Origin of the sequence: Saccharicrinis carchari (assembly GCF_900182605.1) — a bacterium.
Lineage (GTDB): Bacteria > Bacteroidota > Bacteroidia > Bacteroidales > Marinilabiliaceae > Saccharicrinis > Saccharicrinis carchari.
On sequence record NZ_FXTB01000001.1, the window covers coordinates 1,063,750 to 1,086,644 of the forward strand.

17 protein-coding genes are annotated in these 22,895 nt (G+C 41.3%); 4 read left to right on the top strand and 13 right to left on the bottom strand.

Translation table 11 applies throughout. The annotated features are described in order from the left end of the window. Positions 1 to 103 precede the first annotated feature (103 nt). Positions 104 to 1,129: a DnaJ domain-containing protein gene (locus FN809_RS03810; protein ID WP_142532126.1), complete on the top strand. Its 1,026-nt coding sequence runs from the start codon at positions 104 to 106 to the stop codon at positions 1,127 to 1,129. A 401-nt stretch (positions 1,130 to 1,530) separates the two neighbouring features. Here the strand turns inward: FN809_RS03810 and purL are convergent, their stop codons facing one another. The 11 genes from purL to FN809_RS03865 all read right to left on the bottom strand — a co-directional run bounded on the left by purL (position 1,531) and on the right by FN809_RS03865 (position 13,801). Then, positions 1,531 to 5,226: a phosphoribosylformylglycinamidine synthase gene (gene purL, locus FN809_RS03815; RefSeq protein WP_142532127.1), complete on the bottom strand. Its 3,696-nt coding sequence runs from the start codon at positions 5,224 to 5,226 to the stop codon at positions 1,531 to 1,533. 536 nt (positions 5,227 to 5,762) lie between these two features. Further along, complete coding sequence (locus tag FN809_RS03820; RefSeq protein ID WP_142532128.1) at positions 5,763 to 6,377, bottom strand: cytochrome b/b6 domain-containing protein; 615 nt, start codon at positions 6,375 to 6,377, stop codon at positions 5,763 to 5,765. 2 nt (positions 6,378 to 6,379) lie between these two features. After that, positions 6,380 to 7,309 (bottom strand): cytochrome c3 family protein, encoded by a 930-nt coding sequence (locus tag FN809_RS03825; protein WP_142532129.1) that lies wholly within the window; start codon positions 7,307 to 7,309, stop codon positions 6,380 to 6,382. A gap of 57 nt (positions 7,310 to 7,366) precedes the next feature. Beyond that, a complete protein-coding gene (locus FN809_RS03830; RefSeq protein WP_142532130.1) occupies positions 7,367 to 7,795 on the bottom strand; it encodes a c-type cytochrome in 429 nt (142 codons plus the stop codon). Positions 7,796 to 7,818: 23 nt separating this feature from the next. Further along, positions 7,819 to 8,724 carry a DUF5777 family beta-barrel protein gene (locus tag FN809_RS03835; protein WP_142532131.1) on the bottom strand — a complete coding sequence of 302 codons (906 nt, stop codon included), beginning with the start codon at positions 8,722 to 8,724 and terminating at the stop codon, positions 7,819 to 7,821. A 20-nt stretch (positions 8,725 to 8,744) separates the two neighbouring features. Continuing rightward, positions 8,745 to 9,128, bottom strand: coding sequence for a cytochrome c (locus FN809_RS03840; RefSeq protein WP_142532132.1), 384 nt, complete (start codon positions 9,126 to 9,128; stop codon positions 8,745 to 8,747). A 98-nt stretch (positions 9,129 to 9,226) separates the two neighbouring features. After that, complete coding sequence (locus FN809_RS03845) at positions 9,227 to 10,264, bottom strand: cytochrome c3 family protein (protein ID WP_142532133.1); 1,038 nt, start codon at positions 10,262 to 10,264, stop codon at positions 9,227 to 9,229. 149 nt (positions 10,265 to 10,413) lie between these two features. Continuing rightward, entirely contained in the window at positions 10,414 to 11,148 is a 735-nt protein-coding gene (locus tag FN809_RS03850; RefSeq protein WP_142532134.1) for a Crp/Fnr family transcriptional regulator, read from the bottom strand. 579 nt (positions 11,149 to 11,727) lie between these two features. After that, the gene (locus tag FN809_RS03855; protein WP_142532135.1) at positions 11,728 to 12,732 is read right to left on the bottom strand and encodes a GntR family transcriptional regulator; all 1,005 of its coding nucleotides are present in this window, start codon (positions 12,730 to 12,732) and stop codon (positions 11,728 to 11,730) included. A 107-nt stretch (positions 12,733 to 12,839) separates the two neighbouring features. Continuing rightward, positions 12,840 to 13,436, bottom strand: a complete 597-nt coding sequence (locus tag FN809_RS03860) for a class I SAM-dependent methyltransferase (protein ID WP_142532136.1) — start codon at positions 13,434 to 13,436, stop codon at positions 12,840 to 12,842. After that, positions 13,418 to 13,801, bottom strand: a complete 384-nt coding sequence (locus FN809_RS03865) for a diacylglycerol kinase family protein (protein ID WP_142532137.1) — start codon at positions 13,799 to 13,801, stop codon at positions 13,418 to 13,420. The genes FN809_RS03860 and FN809_RS03865 overlap by 19 nt, the downstream gene beginning before the upstream one ends. 376 nt (positions 13,802 to 14,177) lie before the next feature. Here FN809_RS03865 and FN809_RS03870 point away from each other — a divergent pair, with 376 nt between their 5' ends. The 3 genes from FN809_RS03870 (at position 14,178) to FN809_RS03880 (ending at position 17,872) form a co-directional block, all read left to right on the top strand. Next, positions 14,178 to 15,128, top strand: a complete 951-nt coding sequence (locus FN809_RS03870; RefSeq protein WP_142532138.1) for a DnaJ C-terminal domain-containing protein — start codon at positions 14,178 to 14,180, stop codon at positions 15,126 to 15,128. Between the two features lie 40 nt (positions 15,129 to 15,168). After that, entirely contained in the window at positions 15,169 to 15,528 is a 360-nt protein-coding gene (locus tag FN809_RS03875) for a hypothetical protein (RefSeq protein WP_142532139.1), read from the top strand. Between the two features lie 70 nt (positions 15,529 to 15,598). Further along, positions 15,599 to 17,872: a peptidase U32 family protein gene (locus FN809_RS03880; RefSeq protein WP_142532140.1), complete on the top strand. Its 2,274-nt coding sequence runs from the start codon at positions 15,599 to 15,601 to the stop codon at positions 17,870 to 17,872. 154 nt (positions 17,873 to 18,026) lie between these two features. Here the strand turns inward: FN809_RS03880 and bglX are convergent, their stop codons facing one another. Both bglX and FN809_RS03890 read right to left on the bottom strand, forming a co-directional pair. Then, positions 18,027 to 20,297, bottom strand: coding sequence for a beta-glucosidase BglX (bglX, locus tag FN809_RS03885; RefSeq protein ID WP_142532141.1), 2,271 nt, complete (start codon positions 20,295 to 20,297; stop codon positions 18,027 to 18,029). Positions 20,298 to 20,326: 29 nt separating this feature from the next. Beyond that, positions 20,327 to 22,666 (bottom strand): glycoside hydrolase family 3 C-terminal domain-containing protein, encoded by a 2,340-nt coding sequence (locus tag FN809_RS03890; protein ID WP_221929348.1) that lies wholly within the window; start codon positions 22,664 to 22,666, stop codon positions 20,327 to 20,329. Between the last annotated feature and the right edge of the window lie 229 nt (positions 22,667 to 22,895).

A 22,895-nucleotide genomic window follows, 5' to 3' on the forward strand; every position in this document is an offset into this window, starting at 1 on the left:
AAGATAAGGTTTAATTTTGTTTGCGCCAGAATATTGAATTTTAAATTACATTCATCTTAAGCATTAAAAACATTTATGTAGATTCGTAGTCGAACTTTTGTAAATGAACGACTACTATCATATACTTGGCGTAACACCACACGCCACGCTGGAGCAAATTAAAAAAGCTTACCGGAAAAAGGCTAAGCTTTACCACCCCGATGTTAATAAAGCGGTGGATGCGCATGAGCGTTTTATTTTAGTGAACGAGGCTTATGAATATCTTTTAAATGTTAGCGGCAACAATGTTAACAGGATAAAAAGAAATAGGGAAAAAGCACAAAAACAGGCGGCTTATCAACAGCAATGGGAAAAACACGAAAGACAAAAAGCACGAGAGAGGGCCCGTGAATATGCCCGTATGAAGTATGAAGCCTATTTAAACTCGGATATATACCGAACTACGGAGGCCATTAATGTGGTGGTCGACTTTTTTATTACTTTGTTTATACTCACCATCGTAATATTACTTCCCATTTTATCTTTTCATAAAAACGGCGCCATTTCTCTTGTTATATGGCTGATTATTATTGTGCCGTCCTTTCCCCTGTGGTTTCGTTTTGTAGTGCGAACGTGGAACAGTTTTAGTATTCGTAGCTTCTTTTATAAAAAACAATCAACTATAAAAACGCGCACCATTAATATCCTGGTTCTTTTTGTTATTAACGTAGTGATATTTTTTAAAATTGTATTAAACACACTAATCACTCTAAACTTGTCCATCGGATTATATGCAATTGCCATAGCTATTGGCTTTATGCTGGCTCGCCTGGTAAAACGAAATTATTATAAATACATGCTTCGCATTAATGTTGCACCGGGTGTTTTGGGACTATTCTTTTTGTTGAATTATGCATTCTCACGCAATCCGGTAAGCGAAACCTACTGGTATAGCTACAACCGATACCAATCTAAGGTATTTTATACGGTGCTGCTTGAAGATGGTGTATATAATAAATATCCGGGCATACGCACCTTTGCTATTGAAGATGGTGTGCAAGACAACAATCGTGTTACTTATGAATTTCAGGAAGGATTGTTTGGATTAAGGGTGGCAAAACATATTTATTTATATTACGAGCTGCCTTAGTAGTTCGGAGCATATACAGCGCTCTATTGTACCTATCCGAATAAAAGACACACATGCCACACAAAAAAACTACATCAAGGTTTTACAATAACCCGCAAATGCAAGATGTGAATTCAGTTCAACAGTTATCGGAGTTTAACTAACGCTTCAACGGTATACCCAGTACAGTAGCCTTTCTGCCGAACAAAAACACAAGCTACTTTACACCCATTATTCAGATTAAAGCTATTTCTGATGAGAGACCTTAAGATTCTAATCATAACCATAGGCCTAATTTTCTATCCTTGGTTTGATATAGCTAAATACCCGGCGTCATCCGGCAAATAACACAAGAGATACTAATAAAAACAAAGCCAGACTGAATGAGTCCGGCTTTATTTATTTTTCAATCTATTCATCCCTTAATCTACAATCTTTTCTTCCACCCATTTACGGGCATTCACAAAGGCCTCTATCCATGGAGTTACCTCGTCATTATTACGATCGGCCGGATAATGTGCACATTGCCAAGGGAAGATACTTCTTTCCAGGTGCGGCATCATGGCCAGATGACGGCCATCGTTTGAATAGATGGCGGCTGTGGCAAAATCACTTCCATTCGGGTTGGCAGGATAGGCATCGTACGAATATTTTCCTGCAATATTATATTTATCCTCGCCGTACGGCATACTAAACTTACCTTCGCCGTGGGCTATCCAAATACCCAAGCGGCTTCCGGAGAGGGTTTTGAACATCACTGAATCGTTATCGGTAATATCCATGTTCACAAAATTACTCTCGAATTTATGCGACTCGTTGTGCAACATCTTCGGTTTTTCGGAATGATTCGGATACACCAAACCAAGCTCCACCATCAACTGGCAACCGTTGCAAACACCAAGGCTCAGGGTATCTTCGCGCTTGTAAAAGGCATCCAAAGCGGCTTTGGCTTTTTGATTATATAAAAAGGCGCCTGCCCACCCTTTGGCGGAACCCAGTACATCTGAGTTGGAAAATCCTCCCACAAAAACAATAAAGTTTACGTCTTCCAGCGTTTCTCTACCTGTGATAAGGTCGGTCATGTGTACATCTTTTACATCGAAACCTGCCAGATACATGGCATAGGCCATTTCACGATCGCCGTTCACACCTTTCTCGCGGATGATGGCTGCTTTAATACCCGATTTACCGACCCGTTTTGCGGATATACCGTAAGCGGATAATTTACCTTTAAAATCCTTATGGAAATTAAATTGCAAAGGCTGTTGCTTATAATTGTCGAAACGTTCTTTGGCCAATATGTCGCCACTCTGCTTTCTATCTAACAGGTAGGATGTTTTATACCACAAGTCGCGCATCTCATCAATATCAAAGGTCAATTGCTGCTTATCTTTGGTAATGCTCAGTTTTCTTTCTTCAAGGGGTGCGCCTATCACCTCATATCCGAGCTCTTGTTTTTCTAAAAAGGCGGTAACCCGGCCAACATCTTTCACCTGAACAAGTACGCCGGGGTTTTCAGCAAAAAGTATTTTCACCAAATCATCCTCAACAATACCCGACAAATCTATTTCAATACCGTGGCTGCTGTTGGCGAAACACATTTCGAGCAGAGCAGTTACCATACCTCCGGCCGATATATCGTGTCCCGCCAGTATCAAACTATCCTTAATTAAGGATTGCAGTGTTTCTATCCCGGTTTTAAAATAATCCGTATCGGCTACTGTGGGCGTTTCATCGCCCAGTTTATTGACCACCTGAGCAAAGGAACTGCCACCCAGCTTATGGCTATCGAAGGATAGATCGAGATATATAAGAGCTGTGTCTGTATCTTTTACCAATACCGGTTCCACTATCTTATTCACTTCGCTTACCTCCGCAGCAGCAGTAATAATAACGGTACCCGGAGAATAAACCACTTCTCCGTTTTTATATTTTTGGGTCATCGACAACGAATCCTTACCTGTTGGGATATTGATACCCAAATCAGTAGCAAAATCACTGACGGCCTCCACTGCCTGGTATAAACGGGCATCTTCGCCTTCGTTTTTACAGGGCCACATCCAGTTGGCACTTAGCGATATACCTTTTACGCCCCGCGCAAAGGGTGCCCATACCAGGTTGGTGATCGACTCGGCGATGGCCAATACTGAACCTGCTGCCGGATCGATCATAGCTGCAACCGGAGCATGGCCTATTGAAGTGGCCATACCGGATGTTCCCGTATAATCAATGGTAGTTGCTCCCAGGTTGTTCAGGGGTATTTGAAGCTCGCCTGCGCATTGTTGCTTGGCCACCTTTCCGGTAACCGAACGGTCTACCTTGTTGGTCAGCCAATCTTTACATGCTACAGCCTCTAACTGCAATACATTTTTCAGGTACTCTTCAATTTTTGACGCATTGTAAACCACGGGTGCAAATTTCTCGTCCACGGTTTTATCCTTCATAATGGTTTTTGGCGGGTTACCAAACATGTCGGACAATTGCCAATTGATAGGTTTGTTGCCCTTATCATCCTTAAAGGTAAACTGCATGTCGCCGGTGGCCTCACCCACCGCATACATGGGCGATCGCTCACGGTCGGCAACCGCTTTTAAGCGGTCGATATCTTTTTCATTAATAACCAAGCCCATTCTTTCCTGCGATTCGTTACCCGCAATTTCTTTGGCCGACAAGGTAGGATCGCCCACAGGCAGTTTGTCCAAATGGATGGTCCCTCCGGTTTCCTCTACCAGCTCCGACAGACAGTTCAAGTGACCACCGGCTCCATGATCGTGGATAGAGATGATGGGGTTATCGTCGCTCTCGGCCATGGCACGGATGGCATTCATGGCACGTTTTTGCATTTCGGGATTGGAACGCTGAACGGCATTCAGCTCAATGGAGTTTTTGAATTCACCGGTGGCTACGGACGAAACAGCGCCGCCGCCCATACCAATACGGTAATTGTCGCCACCCAGAATAACCACTTTGTCGCCCGGGGTGGGTTTGTCTTTTATGGCATCGGATTTTTTAGCAAAGCCGATACCACCGGCCATCATGATTACCTTATCGAAGGCAAATTTCTTTTGGTTTTCGAAATGCTCAAAAGTTAGCACCGAACCGCAGATTAAAGGCTGACCAAACTTATTGCCAAAATCGCTGGCGCCGTTGGAAGCCTTAATTAAAATTTGCTCCGGTGTTTGGTACAGCCAGGGACGTGCCTCTGTTGCCTGTTCCCAGGCTCTACCTTCTTCGGAGCGAGCATACGAAGTCATATATACGGCTGTACCGGCCAGTGGCAACGAAGCTTTACCTCCGGCCAAACGGTCGCGTATCTCACCGCCTGAACCGGTTGCGGCACCGTTAAAAGGCTCCACGGTGGTGGGGAAATTATGCGTTTCTGCCTTTAGCGACAAGACCGTATCAATTTCTTGTACTCCGAAAAAATCGGGCTTGTCGTGCGTTGCGGGTGCAAATTGTATTGCTCTGGGGCCTTGGATAAAGGCTACGTTATCTTTATAGGCCGAAACCAGATAGTTGTGATTTTCTTTGGATGTACGTTTAATTAACTGAAACAAAGAACTTTCCTTTTCTTGACCATCAATAATAAAAGTACCGTTGAATATTTTATGTCGGCAGTGTTCCGAGTTGACCTGCGAAAAACCAAACACCTCGCTGTCGGTAAGCTTGCGGCCCAGTTTCTTTGCGAGACCATCCAGATACGCCACCTCATCTTCACTCAGCGCCAAACCTTCGGCTTTGTTATAGGCCGCCACATCCTCTATTTCTATAATCGGGTCGGGCTGCTTGTCGATATTAAAAACATCTTGTCCTAATCCTTTGTACAATACCTGCAGCATAGGATCGTAGATGGCCTTTTCGTTGGTTACCTCAAAAAACTCCTCAATACGTATTATACCACCCAAGCCCATATTCTGGGTGATTTCTACGGCGTTGGTACTCCAGGGCGTGATCATCTCTTTACGAGGTCCAACAAAAAAGCCACTCAGTTGCTGTTCGTCAGTCTTGGTGGCACCGCTAAAAAGCCATTCGAGCTTTTGTATTTCATCGGTTGTAAAATCCTTGTTACAACCTACCGCTAAAATCTGTTTTGATTTACCTTTGAAAAAAAGGACCATGATAGTTTTATTTTATGAGATTAAACCCTTGTACCAAATAGAGTTATCGAGCTATTTTTATAATTGCTGCAAAAGTACAATAAAGCAGGCAATTTACGTAATCAGAAATGTAAAAAGTACTTTGTAAGTAGACTTTTAAAAAGTCAATTCTATCTAATTAAATGATAATTTTACAATTTAAAATAGATACGAAAGCGAGAGAATAGATATAAAATTATCTGTATTCGTTGTTCCGGTACAAATTTACAGCAAAAATGTAAGGAGTTTGCAGTGGGCATATTTTGAGGGCATCATGTATTACGGAGATTTCTATAAGTCGCCTGATAGGTGCCCAGAGTTATTCAAACTGAACTTCCATGGGGTAGTGAAATGCTTCATTTTCGGCCTTTTTGGGGAGGATAGGAGAATTTTTTTCTTATAATGGGTACACGATGTGTATTGGAGTATTTTTTTTACCGCGCCTGTTTTTTGCAAAATAGGTCAGGGTTTTGCCTATCCATTTAAGTGAGTTGCAATATTGTTGGTCACTGCCTTTATTAATGCCAACCTGTAATCATACTTTTAAAATTTTTGGTGGGTGATTCGCCAATGGCTGCAACATAGATATGAACTATTAAAAATATTAAAATTAAGAAGCCGGCAATTCCGTGCAGAACTGCAGTCAGCATAATACCGCTTACATTAAAAATCTCTTCTATTATAAATTCGGGAAACAATAATGCAATGCCGCTGATGATGACAAACGGAACTATAACATACATCACGCCAATGTATGCGTATTTTTGAAGGGGATTGAACTTATGTTTTTCGGAAATCGGGTAGGGTGGCGTTTCTATTTTGAAGAAACAACACAAGTAATACTTTACTTGCTTGAGCATGCGTTTGCCTGCGCCGCTTATTTTCAAATGGTAAAAAGATCCGTTCGGGGTTACGATGTTCCCTATAATAAACATCAAGTAGAAAACAGCAACGACAATCCCCGCGATGTTGTGCAGTTTAATGGAGGTTTTAAAATCGATGAGTATAAAACTGGCCGTGGAATATTGCATGCTAATACCGGTAGCAATTAATACGAGAATGCCCACGGCATTAACTCCGTGCCAAATGCGGGCCCATAGCGGAAACAAATAAATTTTTTTCTGTATTGTCATGTTTATTTTTTTCTAAATTTTCTGCAAACTATGTGGAAGCCAATCCCTGTTAGCGTTCCTGCCAGGATCAGCAGCAAAATATAGTTCAACGTCTTGTTTCTGTATGCGCCAATAACATAATATTCGTTTGAAATAATGTTGCTGTCTTCGGAACGCCCTGCCAGATTTCGGTACTTATAAAGCGATGCTTGCAGTTTTGAATTGGTAGAATGACATGCGATACAATTTTTGGTGGCTTGTTCTTTGGGCAAAACATGGTGCGAAACTAACAATGTATCGTGCACATCGGTATGGCATTCGATACACCTCACACGCTGAAAATGCAAACCTTGGTTGGGCAGCCAACTATGTACTTCAATGAGTTTTGGGCTGGTACCTTCGCTGATGAGCTGATAGTCTATATTGTTGTTGTGGCAGCTCAAACACATGTTGTTACTGTATTCAACAATTTCGTTAATGTTGGTACTGGTGCGGGTGGTGGCTTTGTAGTAGTGTTGCGAGTGACATTTAGAACAAGTAAAAGTATCGCTGTGCTTTTCGAAGTGGATACTTTTTTGAAATTCTTCCTCGATGCGCTCAAATTGATACGAAGCATACGTTTCGTCGTCACCGTGGCAATCGATGCAGGTCATCATCGGCTCCAATTTCAGTTCACCGTCGTGAGGATAGGTGGAGTAATCGTAAGCATGGCAATCGGTACATTTAAAAGTGTGATGCACCCCCGTTTTCAATAACATGGTGTCAAGGATGTAATACGGGTTCATCAGGCGTTTTTGGTTTTGCTCCGTCCAGTCGTTATAAATAGTAAAAGAGTGTGCCGAATGACATTGCAGACAATTACTGTTTTCCTCGGGCATGGTTTGTGCCTGTAAAGGAAACTCTACAAAGATAAGTAGTGTCAAAAGCAAAATGCCCTGGATTTGAGCAAGCATAGTCAGAGATATTATGCCGGGAGCAGAGATTGCTCCCGGTCAGGTTATTGTTAGAAATTATTTTTTAAAAGAACGTAAGTAATTGACCAAGGCCCAACGGTCTTCCTCGTCAGGAATTTTCTTTTCGAAATTTGGCATTTCATCGCGACCAATAAAGGACTGGTAATAAATTACACCATCAGACTGTGCCTGAAATTTATCACCGGCAAATGAATACATGGCAACATTTAAGCTGGCTGCTTTTGATCCATCGCCCAATCCAATTCCTCCGTGGCACGATTTGCAATGTTTGGAATAGAGCATTCTGCCTACCCGATCTAACGATGCATCGCCGGCATAAGGATTTTCCATTGTTTTGTATTTGGCGGGTATGTCCCATTCCGGCCCGAATTTCTTGTCTTGCGAGGCTGCAAAGGCCATCAAAAACAATATAGCCAACGCAGCTGCCAGGGGGTATGTCAAAAAAATCAATTTACCTTTTTTCATAACATTTGTTTTAAAATTAAACTTTAAAAATTCCAAAGCCGTGTAATGGTCATGCCAATGGCCAGGCCATTATCCAACCAGTCGTTTCGATTGAACATCATAATATCTTGCGGTATAATACCATCGGCACTGCCAACATATATCTGAAAAGCGTGGGTGCTGGTCGAAAATTCTATCCCGAACGAAACATTCGGCTGGGGGTGTGTACCCCAATTTGATTGCTCAGAAATACTTTCAATTTTTAAGGGCTGGTCGTAATTAAATAAAAACGAACCTTGAGGTGAGAATTTAATCCGTCCGTTGAGGTGCAATCCAATCATGTCGTGGTTATAGTCCCAGCCAACCATGTTGTAATGCGTAAAACTGGCTGCTGCTTGTAAAGACAGCCAGTGGGTGAATTTTCTACCAACAATTAATTGCGAAAAATAGGCAATTCTGTCGTTAAAGGCAACAGCCTCCTCCCGGGTCGGTCCTTTGGTGTCAACTACTTTTCCGGAGCCAAATGCGGTTTTATTACGTCCATCAATGGCCAATGAGCCATACAAGGCTACCGCCACGGGAATTGTGTTCTCCCGGGTCTGTTCAAAAATTGTCCATTTCGCCGATAGATCAGTGTACATGTTTTTTTTGGTGGTACCCAAACCTATTTGAAAGTTATTAAAGGGCACGTAATTCAATGCCAGCCTGATGTTGGCGCCAGGTGAGTAGATGCCGAACAGATCGGAACGACCATTGTCCATGGTACCAAACTTATGCTGTATAACAAACTCAACCGTCCCTTCAATAGGAATTAACGTAGTTTGATTATCAATTAAATAACCACTCTCGAATGGTGCCCTCACGGGCCTGTCAACTTTTTTCTCATCGTCTTGTGCGTACAGTACAAAACCGAAAGAAGTAATTATCAGCAACAGTATATACTTTTTCATTTGCATTCCTTTTAATGGCATTAGTTGTTTTTTGCACCTTGCGAAATCCATCCCAAAACCAGGGCTGCTTGCGCGGCAGTATATTTTTTATAATGCGAACTACCGGGATCGGGAACGGAATAGATTCTGCTATCTTCCGGTGTAGTCGTGTTTATGTATCTTGCACTGTTCAGTGCATTGTAAGCACGCCCGGAAGTTAAATCCGGTGCTTGCCCACCTGTTTTGTGACATGCTGTGCAATTGTTGCCGTTGTTGAAAATTGGCAGTATATCGGTCGAAAAACTAATTTCGGATCCATCGGGATCAACAACCGGGATTTCTTCGGGTACAATAAAGTCGTATTTGCATGCCCCAAACAGGAACATTAACATAACCAATCCGAATAATATTTTTAAAATCTTCATATCGTTGTTTTAATTTAATGAAGTTTTGAAAAAAAAGACTTCATTTTTGAAGCCCTTTAAACCGAAAAAAACAAAGAATTTTCCGTACGGTGAATATCTTATAGCCCCAGTTTTTCTTTAGCGTGGTTTAACAACAATTCAGTATAATCCGGGTTGTGTACTCCTGCGCTCCCGTCGTAATGTATGATTTTATAATTCCAGTAAGCTTCAAACACGTCTTTGTGGTACACCCCAACCACGGCATTATGACTTTCGTCCAAAATACCTTTTTCGACCAATGCTTGCGCTATTGCTTCTTCGGCTTGGTTTGTTTTTGTTTGTACTCCGCCAATATCGAAATTGGTAGCATCTGTGTGACACGCGGTACAAGATGTTACGCTTGCAAGCATGGTGTGGCCACCATTTAATTTTCCTGATTCGGCTTCTCCCATGTGGCAACCCACGCATCCTGCCTTTTTGTGTGCATCCATTACTTTGCCTGTTTCGTTAGTATAACCCCCAACGCCAAAAATATTATTGGTCATAGTGGTGTAATGCGGGCTTGCATGGGTGCTCGAGAGGTAAACACTATCAGCGTGTACGGAAAAAGCAAAGGAACCGTCGTTATTCCAAACGGAGTCTACATCGGCATATAAGTTACCGTTCGACCTCGATTGGTGGCAATTTGCACAAGTGTTGGAACTGCCTTCAAAATCAAAAACGGTTGTACCGTCAGCTTTTGACAAAACGGAGGCTGTTGTTCGCATTGGGGCGCTAATGCCTTCCTCCAAACTTTGATGGTCGCCATGACATGTTCCACAAGATATTTTTGATGCAAAATCTAAATTTGAACTGGGATAATATCCCATGGTGTAAGATGTAAATCCTTCGTGAGAGTGACACTCCATACACCCTTGGCGAATGCCGGCGTATCCCAATTCAAAGCCCGGGTTTGCATGGCTCGATGCCGCATACTGTGTTGCAAGGGCATCTACGCTGGCCTGGCTGTGACATGTCAGGCACGATTGATTCCCATCAACACCGTTTGTGCCATCAGCACCAGCCGCCCCCACCGGACCTTCTTTGGTACATGATGTGGCAAGTAAGGCACAAATAAATCCAGAAAGGATAAATTTAAAAAACGTAGTGTATTTCATAACGTAATAGATTTAGTATCCGGAGTAAAAATACCTGAAAAAATGCTTGATGTAGCAGGGGTGAAGATGATATATGCAAGGGCTGATCTTGATATATCTTACAGCTTAAATTGACTTAATGCAGATGCATAATTGACATATGTCAATGATTAACCATTTTTGCTAATGGAAAGGAGCGAATCTTCGTCCAATAGTTCAATGGTATTTTGTTGGGTCTTAATGAGTTTTGAATCTTTGAATTGATGCAGAATGCGAACCAGACTCTCTTTGGTCATGTTCGACATTTCGGCTAAATCTAACCTTGTAAGCCGAGTGGTAAAAGGGTTTTGTTTATATATTTCCTTCCGCAGGTAAAGCAACGTGTCGGCAACGCGACCGGGCATGTATTTTTGGGTTAGGCTGACCATTTTTGTTAAAAGGTAATTATTTTGCTTGGTGTGGTTGCGAAGCAAATCAATGGCAAACCTATTGTTTTCGGCAAAGAGTTTTGTAAGTGTTGACGCGTCTATTAAACAACAATCAACGTCTGTTAAGGCAGAAATGGTGAAGTGTTGCACATTGCCGTTGAACAGTCCGCCCCCTGAAATAAAATCACCGTTAACTGCAATTTTTACCACCAGGTTTTTACCCTTTTCGCCTTCAACATAAACTTTTGCATAACCTGACTTCATACATACAACAAATGTTGACGTAGTGTTTTGTTTGATAATTGTTTCGCCTGCCTTATAACAAATTTGTTGTTTTCCCTCGATTAAAAAATCCAATTCTTTGCTCTCAAGCTGCTGAAATATATTTGCTTCGCTCTCGAAAAAACAATTTTTGGTACAACAATTTTTAATTTTAGTGCAATTTTCACATCCCTTGTCCATAGTACTCCCCGCCATAATTATCTCATTATAAACTAAGTGTGTCCCTCACCATAGTTGAAATCTATCATATACAATTAACCGACTCAAAATTAACATTTTTTAATGTATAGCAATGGTTTTTTGGTTATAATACTGACTTCGGCCGTTACATTTTTTTGGCCTTAGCAAAGTTGAAAAACCGGTGAGTTGAGCAAGGGGGGTCACTGGCCACGCGAATTGGATAAAGAAGTTATAAGATAGCTACAAGAAAAATAGTTTGGCCATGCCGGACTAAAATCAGCTTGTTTAAATATTTGTTCTTTTTAAAGAGGTTAAATAATAGGTGTTCAACTTATAACCCACCATAGGAGTGTACCTTTCGGTAACTACAAGTATAAAAACTGAAGAGAAAGAGCTTATTTAAATGTTGCACTTTATTCCGATGCAAATATTATAATGTAGATAAAATAACAGTTACGGAGCTTCAAATTAGTAAGGCCTTATATTTTCCCCGGGTTCTGTACCGGGTTATTTACACTCTACTCCTTAGGGGGAGGCACAAAAATTTCCCTCCCGGGCAGTTTCCGGAAGGATAGGAAAGACCTCTTCTTCTCTTTATAATGAATTACGCTGTGTAAATCTGGATATATTTTTTACTGCACCTGTTTTTTTATTTTCTACAAAATCAGCCAGTGTTTTACCCATCTCTTTAAAATCGGTTGAAATAGTTGAAATACCGTTGGCCACCACCTCTTTTAATGCAGAATCGTTGATGGATATTACCCCTACATCCTCCCCTATTTTTAATCCCTTTTCCCAACACCGTTTTACCAAATTAATCAGCATACGGTCGGTAGGCAAAATATACACCTCACCTTTTTTTATGGGTTTACTTTTTATTTGATCGTACACCTCATAATTAACCTTGTTATCTGCACAAAAACGCTCAAATCCGGTTAAAAATCCTTCCGGCTCCTTACCTCCGGGATAGGCCAATATCACTTTGTTGTATTTTTTTAATAAGGGGTGCGCTGCGCTAAGACCATTATACATATCCTCATCGAAGGATTGATAAATAACCGGATAGTTTTTTAATTCATTAATTTTCCTATCCAACAGATAAACTTTATCATGCGGCAAAATTTCAATAATGGGTAAAACAGCACTTAGGTTAGCCGGCATAATAACATAAGCCGAATATCTTCCGGCTCTTTCTTTAATCAGTGATGAAAATACGTTGGTATCAAAATGATGGAAATAAATATCTACCTGGGTATCATCGGACAAATTATCGATAAATGCATTGTACAATTCCTCTTTAAAAGTATTGAGTTCGTCAAAAAGCACCATAACTCTTTTTACAATACCCACATTATCACTATCCACAAAGTATCCCTTTCCAGGCACCGCAGCCAATATACCTCTGGCCTTTAGCTCATTGAAGGCCAGCATTACTGTATCGCGAGACAAATTATACTCGTTGGCTATTTCGTTGATAGACGGTATTTTATCGCCCTTTTTAATAAGACCATCTGTAATACCATTGATGATAGATTGAATGATTTGACGGTATTTGGCCTGTTTGTGCTCTGTTGATATTTTAATGATTTTTCTTATCATAAAACTAAATTTCCTACTGGTGCGTACCAGTATGTAAAATTAGATATTTTATACTCAGATGCAAATACTGTATCCGGAAGTAATCTTTTTGCCTAAACCATTTTAACCTAAGGTTTCTTTTTTGAACCTATATACAAGAGTGAGTCTTCTGTTTCAAATTCCTTATAACTACTCAATTCCAGGATATTAAAGTAATGAGAGAAAAAATCTTTCAAAGATGCCTCGGTATGATTATTTACAAACATACCCTTAAAATTTTCTGTTCCGCTTCCTTTCCAAAACGAATGACAAATTATCCCGTTCGCACTTAACATTTCGTATTGTCTTTGAATGGAACACTCCAGTTCCTCATTGGTAAGGTGATGTAGCACCTTATTTGAATAGATGCAGTCGAAGGTTAAAGCGGTATCCATTTTTGCCGCATCCAGTTCAATAAACACATCCTTGGGAAATCGCATCCTGAGTCTGTTTAAAAACTCCGTTGAATAGTCTGATCCTATCACATTAAAATCTTTCCTCAAAATCGCAAAGTCAGCTCCCGGGCCTGAGCCCAGCTCCAGCACATGCGAATGCGGCAAAAGGTATAACTTTAATTTTTGGATTAAATCTCGCCCATCGAATCCTTTCGCCATCTGAATGTACTTTTCAACGGTGCGCCTGTTTTTATAAAAGTCACTGTCCATGTTCAACTTATTAGTTGCCATAATTTTGGCACGAAAATAACTCCCCCGATAATAAAAGCTGCCATTGCCCCCCAAAGTACCGCACCGGCTGCTAAATCCTTTATTTTTTTTATTCGCACATCTTTTTGTGGGCATACAAAATCGGCCAGGTTTTCGATGGCCGCGTTAAGTAGCTCCAAAGATATTACCAAAGCAATGGATAAGAGCACCGTCAGCCATTCTGTGGTATTGATATCCAATACAAAACCCAGAGTAAGAGCAATGATGGCCACAGCCAAATGGATTCTTGCATTGTGCTCCTCTTTAAAAAGAAGTTTCAAGCCGTTAAAAGCATGCATAAAACTTTGCATCCTTTTTGTAATACTGCATTGGGCAGGTTTATTCATATCGTGATATTTTAGACCAAATATGGGATAAAAAAAGGAGAGATATAAACCCTCATAAAAGTATTGAAACTATCGATAAAATAAATATTTGGACAAAAATAGTATCTTTATGAAAAGACAGATAAAATTTGATTACTGATTAGTAACAGATAAATAGAATAGTGCCTTTAGTTGATCCAAAATAAACGCCATCAATCCGGCACAAATTAAATCTATTAAGGCATTTAAAAATGCAAGTCCAACCGTAGTCGTGACCAACGATTCTGGCTTCAGGTAGAACGATTTTACTTGCCTTATCCCGGATTTTTTAAATATATTAAAATGTAAAGCAATCGGATATAGCAACTTTGAATTTTTAACCTGAAAATCATCAAGTATGGAATACAAAGACTATTATAAAACACTGGGGGTTGATAAAAAAGCCTCGCAGGATGATATAAAAAAGGCTTACCGTAAACTTGCCATAAAATACCACCCCGACAAAAACCAGGGCAACAAGACCGCAGAAGAAAAATTTAAAGAGATTGGTGAAGCCAAAGAGGTTTTGCTGGATCCTGAAAAACGCAAATTGTACGACGAATTAGGTGCTAACTGGAAACAGTATCAACAAGCCGGATACAAGCCTGGCGACAACAGGCGATATCAGCAGCAGCAGAATGCTCAAGGAGGCCGCCACTATACTTTTGAAGGAGACCCATCTGAATTTTTTGGTGGGGGATCCGGATTCTCTGACTTTTTTGAATCCTTTTTTGGAGGCGGTGGCGCAGGAGCCGGAGGGTTTTCTGGCGGTGGAGGTTTTGGCGGCTTTAATGCCAATATGCCGGGCAACGACCTGACGGGCCAAATACATATTACCCTGCAGGAAGCTTATACAGGAACCGAACGCATACTGGATACAGGAACCGAAAAACTAAAGGTTAAAATAAAACCCGGGGCTTATGAGGGATTAAAGTTACGTGTAAAAGGCAAAGGGGAAAAAGGACGGGGCGGTCAGGACGGAAACCTTTACCTCAACATTAAAATTGAAGATAACGAAGTATATCAACGCAAGGGAAATGATTTGTACATGGAGGTTCCTGTCGATCTTTTCACGGCCTTGCTGGGAGGCAAACAGCAAATCCATACCCTTTCGGGAAGTGTAAATATTACCCTACCCGAAGGCACACAAAACGGCAAGCAATTGCGACTTAAAGGTAAAGGCATGCCCGTATATGGCAAAAGAACACATGGTGATTTATATATAAAACTGACGGTACGTTTACCTGATAAGTTAAATGCAGAACAAAAAGAACTGGCAAAGAAATTAAAAGATAGTTTGAAAAAATAATATAGGAAAGGCAATTCTTAATATTAAAATTCAGGACAATATGAAAAAGAATGATTTTTTAGATCTATACGATAGAAGTATGCCTCGCAATATGCTTGATTTGATTGACGCGGTGATAGAAACGGAACTTTTTTTCAATTCACAATCGCTTCAATTTATCTATTCTTCGAAACAAGAGATGAATGCGGCCATAAACAGAGCCATGCACATTTGCCGTAACATGGGTCTGCCGCTTGAAAGGCATTTTAGGATAAGCTACATATCGGATCATAGTCAACACGCGGTGCTGCAGGTGTGGAAAATGTCGAAAGCCGCATATTACCTCACCATTATCAACGGCGATCCGGACAACCCAATGGTAAGCCGAATGCAATGGGAATTAATTAAAAAGATGCTCTGAACACCCCCTTGCCGGCCAATAAACTTCATTTAAAAAAGATAATAAAATCAAATACCCTATCTTTGCACCTGTGAAACGAAAAATGGAGTTATTGGTTCCGGGTGGAGATGTGGATGCTATCAAAGCGGCTATCCTTGCCGTCGGCGGTCATCCGATAGCCGACGAAGATAGCAGTACCCATGCCATTTACTGCGGCTTAGATAAATTTAATGCGCGCAACAGGGCAGCAAACATCAGTTTCGATGAGTTGCAAAGCATCATCCGATTGGCACACACACATAACTGCCTTATATTTCTTACCCTTAACATCCTTATTCTCGAAAATGAGATTACAGCATTGACAAGTCTGCTCAACCAACTGGCCAACACCCAGATAGATGGACTTATCGTTCAGGACTTGGGATTACTCTATCTCCTCAAAAAACATTACCCCACCTTACCTGTACACGCATCCACACAAATGACCACGCACAACCCGGGACAAATTAAATTTTTGCATAAGCTGGGCGTTGAACGGGTTAACTTATCGCGTGAGCTGAACCTGGAGGAGATAAAACATTTAAGCAGCATTGCCAACGAAAACAAAATGAGTACAGAGGTCTTTGTGCACGGCTCTCAATGCCTTTCGTTCTCGGGCATTTGTTATATGAGCTCATTTTATGGCAGCAACTCGGGCAACCGCGGCAGGTGCAGTCAGCCGTGCCGAGATAAATACAACACTACCTTAGCAGGTAATGATTATCCATTGAACCTAAAAGACAATGCGGCTTATAACAACATAGGCGAACTATACGATGCCGGCGTTTACTCACTCAAAATTGAGGGGCGCATAAAAAAATCCGATTACATCTATTCGGTAGCCCGAACCTATCGGAAACAATTGGACAGCTGGCTCAAGCAAAAAACCTTACAAAACGATAGTGCCAGCCTATACAAAGTGTTTAACCGCGACTTTTCAAATGCCTATCTCACCGGTAATATTTCAAAAAAGATGTTTATCGATAACCCGCGCGATTATTCCCTTAAACGGATTGCCGCGGAAAATAAGCATTTATCGCAGGAGGAAATAGCAGATGCCGAGCAGGCGCTTTACAACGAAAAGGATACGATAAAGGCTGAAGTAGAGGAAAAGATAAAGCACCTTAGCATTGAAAAATTACCTTTAACCATGCGCGTCTCCGGCCGCGAAGGCACTCCTTTAAAAGTAACTGTACAAAAGGATCAAACTTCCTTTGATGTCTATTCCAATATAACACTCACGGGCAAAGGCACAGAGGCTTTACGCTACGATACAATTTTTAAACGCTTAAAAGCTATTAACGATACCGATTATTTTATTTCAGATATGGATTTGGAGCATATGCCAAACAATCTGTATTTACCTTTTAAGGAGCTAACCACTATTAAAAATCAGTTGCTTTATATTTTAAACGACAACAAGCACCCTATTGCTCCCATTCGTCTTCCTGCACTAAAAAACACATCCGAGTCCCATGCCCAAACACCTGTGCATGTCATTATTTCCTCGTTGAAAGATTTACAGCAAGTAAAGAAAACCAATGCCCAATTATATTTCAAACTCCCCAGCAACTTTAAAAAAAATTTTACAGAACTGGTGGGTATTTTCAAACAAGAGCCAAAACTAATCCCCTGGTTTCCGGCTGTCATTATAGGCGACGATTACCTACTGGCTCTTAAGTTTTTAGATAAAGCAAAACCCCGGTTGTTGGTTACCGACAATACGGGGATCGCCTTTGAAGCCTGTAATAACGGCATTAAGTGGATTGCAGGACCAAGTTTAAACCTGGTTAATTCGTATAGTTTATTGTGCTTAAAAGAGGATTTTAATTGTTCGGGTGCCTTTTTATCTAACGAAATAAGCCGTAGCCAAATAAAGGGCATTCAAAAACCCGCCGACTTTAAATTATTCTATAGCATTTATCATCCTCAGCTTTTAATGACCACACGACAGTGTTTGTTTCACCAGGTTGTTGGATGCCAAAAAACAACCCTGAACGATAGTTGTATGCAGCACTGCGAAAAGTCGTCCTCTATTACCAACACCAAAGACATTGCCTTTATTATTGAAAAAACCTATGGGAACCATCAGCGAATTTATGGTCGCCAACATTGCTTAAACACCGCTATTGTGAAAGACATGCCCCATCGTTTTGATGCGTTTGTTGTGGATTTAAGCCCTGTAAAAACCGAAACTAATGTAAAAACAGACCATAAGGATCTTCTCCATTGTTTTGAAGAGTTCATTTTGGGTAAAACAGATGCAGAAGAGCTACATCAATTGATTGCCCCAACCAGCAACAATGCCTACAAAAAAGGAATTTAAACTGCCTCCTTTGTTAAGGGGGAATGGATATGCCTGATGGTGAAAACCATAAATACTCACGGGGTGACTATTGGCATCTTGCACATAGTCACCCCGTGAGTAAAAACACGGAGTACGGTTCCAGGTCGCACCCCTACTAAATTTAATAAAATCCCTACTTCAGCTCAAAGCTTCCGGTCAATCCTTTTATAGAACTCGTCCCAACCATTACATCGAACATGCCTGGCTCCACGATAAATTCACCTTGGTTATCGTAAAAACCCAGTTCGGCATTGCTTAGTGTAAATGAAACTGTTTTGGATGATCCCGGCTCCAACATAAATTTCTCAAAACCCTTAAGTTCTTTTATGGGGCGGGCAACGCTGGCCACCTTATCGTGAATATACAATTGGGTAACTTCTTCGCCGGCTACCTTGCCATTATTCTTCACCACAACCGAAACTTTGATACCCGAAGGATCAGAGTCATCAATTTTCAAATCGGCATATTCAAAATCTGTATAACTCAATCCATGGCCGAAGGCAAAAAGCGGATCGTTGGACTCATCGATGTAATGCGACCAGAAAACATTTCCCTCAACATTAACCGGACGACCTGTACTATATTTATTGTAATAAATGGGGCACTGTCCTACACTACGTGGAAAGGACATCGGCAGTTTACCCGAGGGGTTGTATTCGCCAAACAATACGTCGGCAATAGCATTACCCGTTTGTGATCCCAACTGCCAGGTCTCCACAATAGCCGGAATATTATCGGCAGCCCAGGGCAATGCCAGGGGACGCCCATTCATCAGCACCAGAACAACATTCTTATTTACTTTATACACCTCCTCTAGCAATTCCTGCTGAACTCCCGGCAAGCCAATATTAGTACGACTACGTGCTTCCCCTGAATGAAAACCGTGCTCACCCAACACCATTACTACCACCTCCGACGCTTTGGCTAATCGAATGGCTTCGTTAAAACCACTTTTATCCGTAGTATTTTCATTTAGCTCTAACACAAAATTCACATCACCTGTTACCACATCTGCTCCTTTGGCATAGGTAAAGTTGGATGTTTTTTCCTTTAAGCCTTCCAACACGGAAAAAGCGGTACCATCGTCTGAACCAATGCGCCAGCTGCCCAGGGGACTGGTTTTATCGTCGGCCAAAGCACCAATCACAGCAATTTTCTTTTGCGCCTTAGCAAATGGCAAAATCGCCCCCTCATTCTTTAATAAAACAATAGATTTACGAGCCATATCGAGCACCGTCTTTTGATGATCCTCATGGTATAGCATTTCTTTTTCGCGTGCCTCGTCGCAATAGCGGTAGGGATCGTCGAACAGACCCAATTCATACTTTACTTTAAGAATTCTGCGTACCGCATCGTCTATTTTATCCTCGCTCACCTTTCCTTCTTTTACCAAATCCACTAAATGATTTACATAGGCATGCGATTCCATATCCATATCCGAACCGGCATTTGCGGCGTGCATGGCTGCTTCATTTAGGTCGGCAGCAAATCCATGAGGTATCATTTCCATCACACTTCCCCAGTCGGACAGCACAAATCCTTCGAAACCCCATTCATCTTTTAATATATCGCGTTGCAAAAAGGTACTTCCAGTGGCGGGTACCCCGTTAAGAATGTTAAATGCATTCATCACGGTTTTTACGTCGGCTTCTTGTATGGCCGCTTTAAAGGGCGGAAAAATGATATTGTACAAGGTGGATGTTCCCACATCCACGGTATTGTAATCTCTTCCCGCTTCGGCAAAACCATATCCGGCAAAATGCTTGGCACAGGCAGCAATGGTATTATTGGCCGCAAGATCATCGCCCTGGAAGCCTTTTACGCGTGCTACGCCAATTTTGGCTCCCAGGTAAGGATCTTCACCTGCCCCTTCCATCACGCGCCCCCAACGGGCATCGCGCGAAATATCAACCATAGGGGCAAATGTCCAATTGATACCTATAGCTGATGCCTCTACAGCGGCCATTCTGGCTGATTGACGTATGGCTTCCAGATCCCAACTGGCTGCCTCTCCTAAAGGGATAGGTGCTAAGGTTTTGTGACCATGAATTACATCTAAGCCAAAAATCAAAGGAATTCCCAGGCGGGTTTCCTCAACGGCTATTTTCTGCAGCGCTCTAACCTGTTCTGCTCCTCTAACATTTAGGAATGATCCAACCATTCCTTTTCGTAAATGTTCATATTTTATTTTGGCTCCGCCTTCGCTGGGAGCAGGTCCGGTAGCATCATAAAAACCATTGTATTGGTTCATCTGCCCTACTTTTTCTTCTATGGTCATTTTTGACAACAAAGCATCTACTTGTTGATCAATAGAGCCAGTTTCATTTTCCGGTTGCTTAGATACACAAGCATTCATCATTAGAATGCCAATTACAACTGAGAATAAAAATTTCGTTTGTTTCATTATATATAATTAGTAATTTGTTCGGCACATCAAAAACTTACGTTCTCCACATCTTTGAATTTAATTACCTGTGGTGTGTACGTCATATTTTTGCATCTTTCTATCAGCTCTTTCACTTGCTGATGTGTAATTTCATTGTGCGTAATATACGGAAATTTAATTATTGGATGCTCCAGGAAAAACCCGGGTATATTTGCTTCATCCATAGATTTACCTTCCGGCGTCCATCCCTTAATCCAGTTAGGGAAATATTCCTTTAGTAAGGCGCGTGTTTGCTCATGGTCCCACAGTTCTTTTACAAAAGTATATTCATCTACCATCAAGGGTATTTGTTGCGTTGAGTTAAGTACGATACGCGCCGATTTTCTGATATCTCTTGATGATGCAGCAGCTGCTATTACAAACTCACCACTCTCAGCAATCCACCTATCGCGTTTGGCATCATAATACGAAAAATCTCTTTTTTCCAACTGAAAAGTTAGTTCCTTTGATTCGCCAGGAGCCAATGAAACTTTAGCAAACTTCTTCAATTCTTTTTTAGGTCTTTGCAAAGTACACTCCTTATCTGTTACATACAGCTGTACAATTTCTTTACCCTCAACGGAACCTGTATTTTTTACCGTTACCTTTACCTCCAGCACATCCCGATCCGTTATTTCATTGGCCGAAACTTTCATATCGGTATATTCAAATTGTGTATAAGATAGGCCATACCCAAATGGAAATAAGGGTTCAATTTGTTTTTCGTCATAATAACGATAGCCCACAAAAATTCTTTCGCCATACAGCACGTTACCTTGCTCCCCCGGAAAGTTAAAAGAGGCAGGTGTATCTTGCAATTTAACAGGAAAGGTTTCTGCTAACTTACCTGAAGGGTTTACTTTTCCAAACAACACATCTGCCACTGCACCTGCTCCGGCTTGTCCGCCTAACCATGCTTCAACAATTCCCTCTACCTTATTGGCCCATGGCATAGCTACGGCGCTACCATTGGTTAACACAACCACTGTATTTTGTTGTTTTTGGGCTATTGCCTCTATCAGTTTATTGTGAGAAATGGGCATATCTATATGCTTACGGTCAATCCCTTCCGACTCATACGAAAGAGGCAAGCCGGCCATAACAATAGCAATATCTGCATCACTTGCTACCTGCACGGCTTCTTCTATTAAACTCACATCAAGATCATCTTTTAATGAATAGCCTTGCGCAAAGGTATAGTTTATGCCTTTGCCATATTCCTGATCAAGAATATCCCATACCTTATCCAACTGGGTAGGCTTTACTTCTGAGCTACCATTGCCCTGGTAACGTGGCGATTTAGCAAACTCACCAATGATGGCGATCTTTTTATATTTCTTTTTTGATAAAGGAAGTACTTGATGATCATTCTTTAATAATGTAATAGCTTCCCCCGCTACCTTACGCGCAAAAGCATGATGTTCTTTTACTTTTTGGTCAACATCGGCTTTTTCTAACGATTTAGCTTTTAAAACAACCGTTAAGATATCACGTACCCTGTTGTTCAAAACAGTTTCGTCAAGCTCGCCTGATTGGGCTGCTTGGAGCAAAATATTATCATTTACATCACTTACGCGGGGCATTTCGATATGCATGCCTGCTTCCAGCGCTTTTACCCTATCAATTACTGCAAACCAATCGGAGATAACAATGCCTTCAAAGCCCCAGTCTTTTTTCAGAATATCGGTCAATAAATAAGGACTCTGTGTACCATACTCACCTCTAACCCGATTATAACAAGCCATTACGGTCCATGGCTGTGCTTTTTTCACCGCAATTTCAAAAGGGGTTAGATAGATCTCATGCAAAGTGCGTTTATCCACATCAGAATTCATAAACATACGCATTGTTTCTACATTGTTGGCCACGTAGTGCTTCAATGATGTTCCAACGCCCTGATCCTGTACGCCATTAATATAAGCTGCCCCTAACTCGCCCGACAAAACAGGATCTTCTGAAAAGTATTCAAAATTTCTGCCCCCTAATACCGAACGCTTGATATTTACTCCCGGGCCCAACAAAACATTTACACCCAGGGCCTGACATTCCTCGCCCAGGGCTTTTCCTATCTGATAAATTAAATCTACATCCCAGGTTGCACTTAGAGCCGATGCTGTAGGGAAGCATGTTGCCGGGTGCTGGTCGCCATAGCCGGCTTTGTTAGTGGCCGGAGCACGACGCAAACCATGCGGGCCGTCGGCCATCCAAATCCAGGGTATGTCTAATCGTTCAATAGGTTGAGAACTCCAATCATCTCTACCTGAGCAGAGAGATACTTTTTCTTCCAGTGTAAGCTGCGTGAGCAAATAGTCCACTTGCTCCTGGATTGTTTTTTCTTGTGCACTCATAATAAATCCCATAAAAATGAATGTGCATAATAATACCTTTTTCATATACTCTAATAAATTACAAGTTTTTACGCCACTTTTTCAGTGGAGCAACTAATATTTCTCTCATTATAAATATTTGTTCTTATTTGGTATTCGATGGAACTCCCCAATAATGTCTTCCCCTCCCGCTGAGATGCTTTTTTCACCTTTTTATCCTGCTCTTCCCGATAAGTCGGGACATGTTATT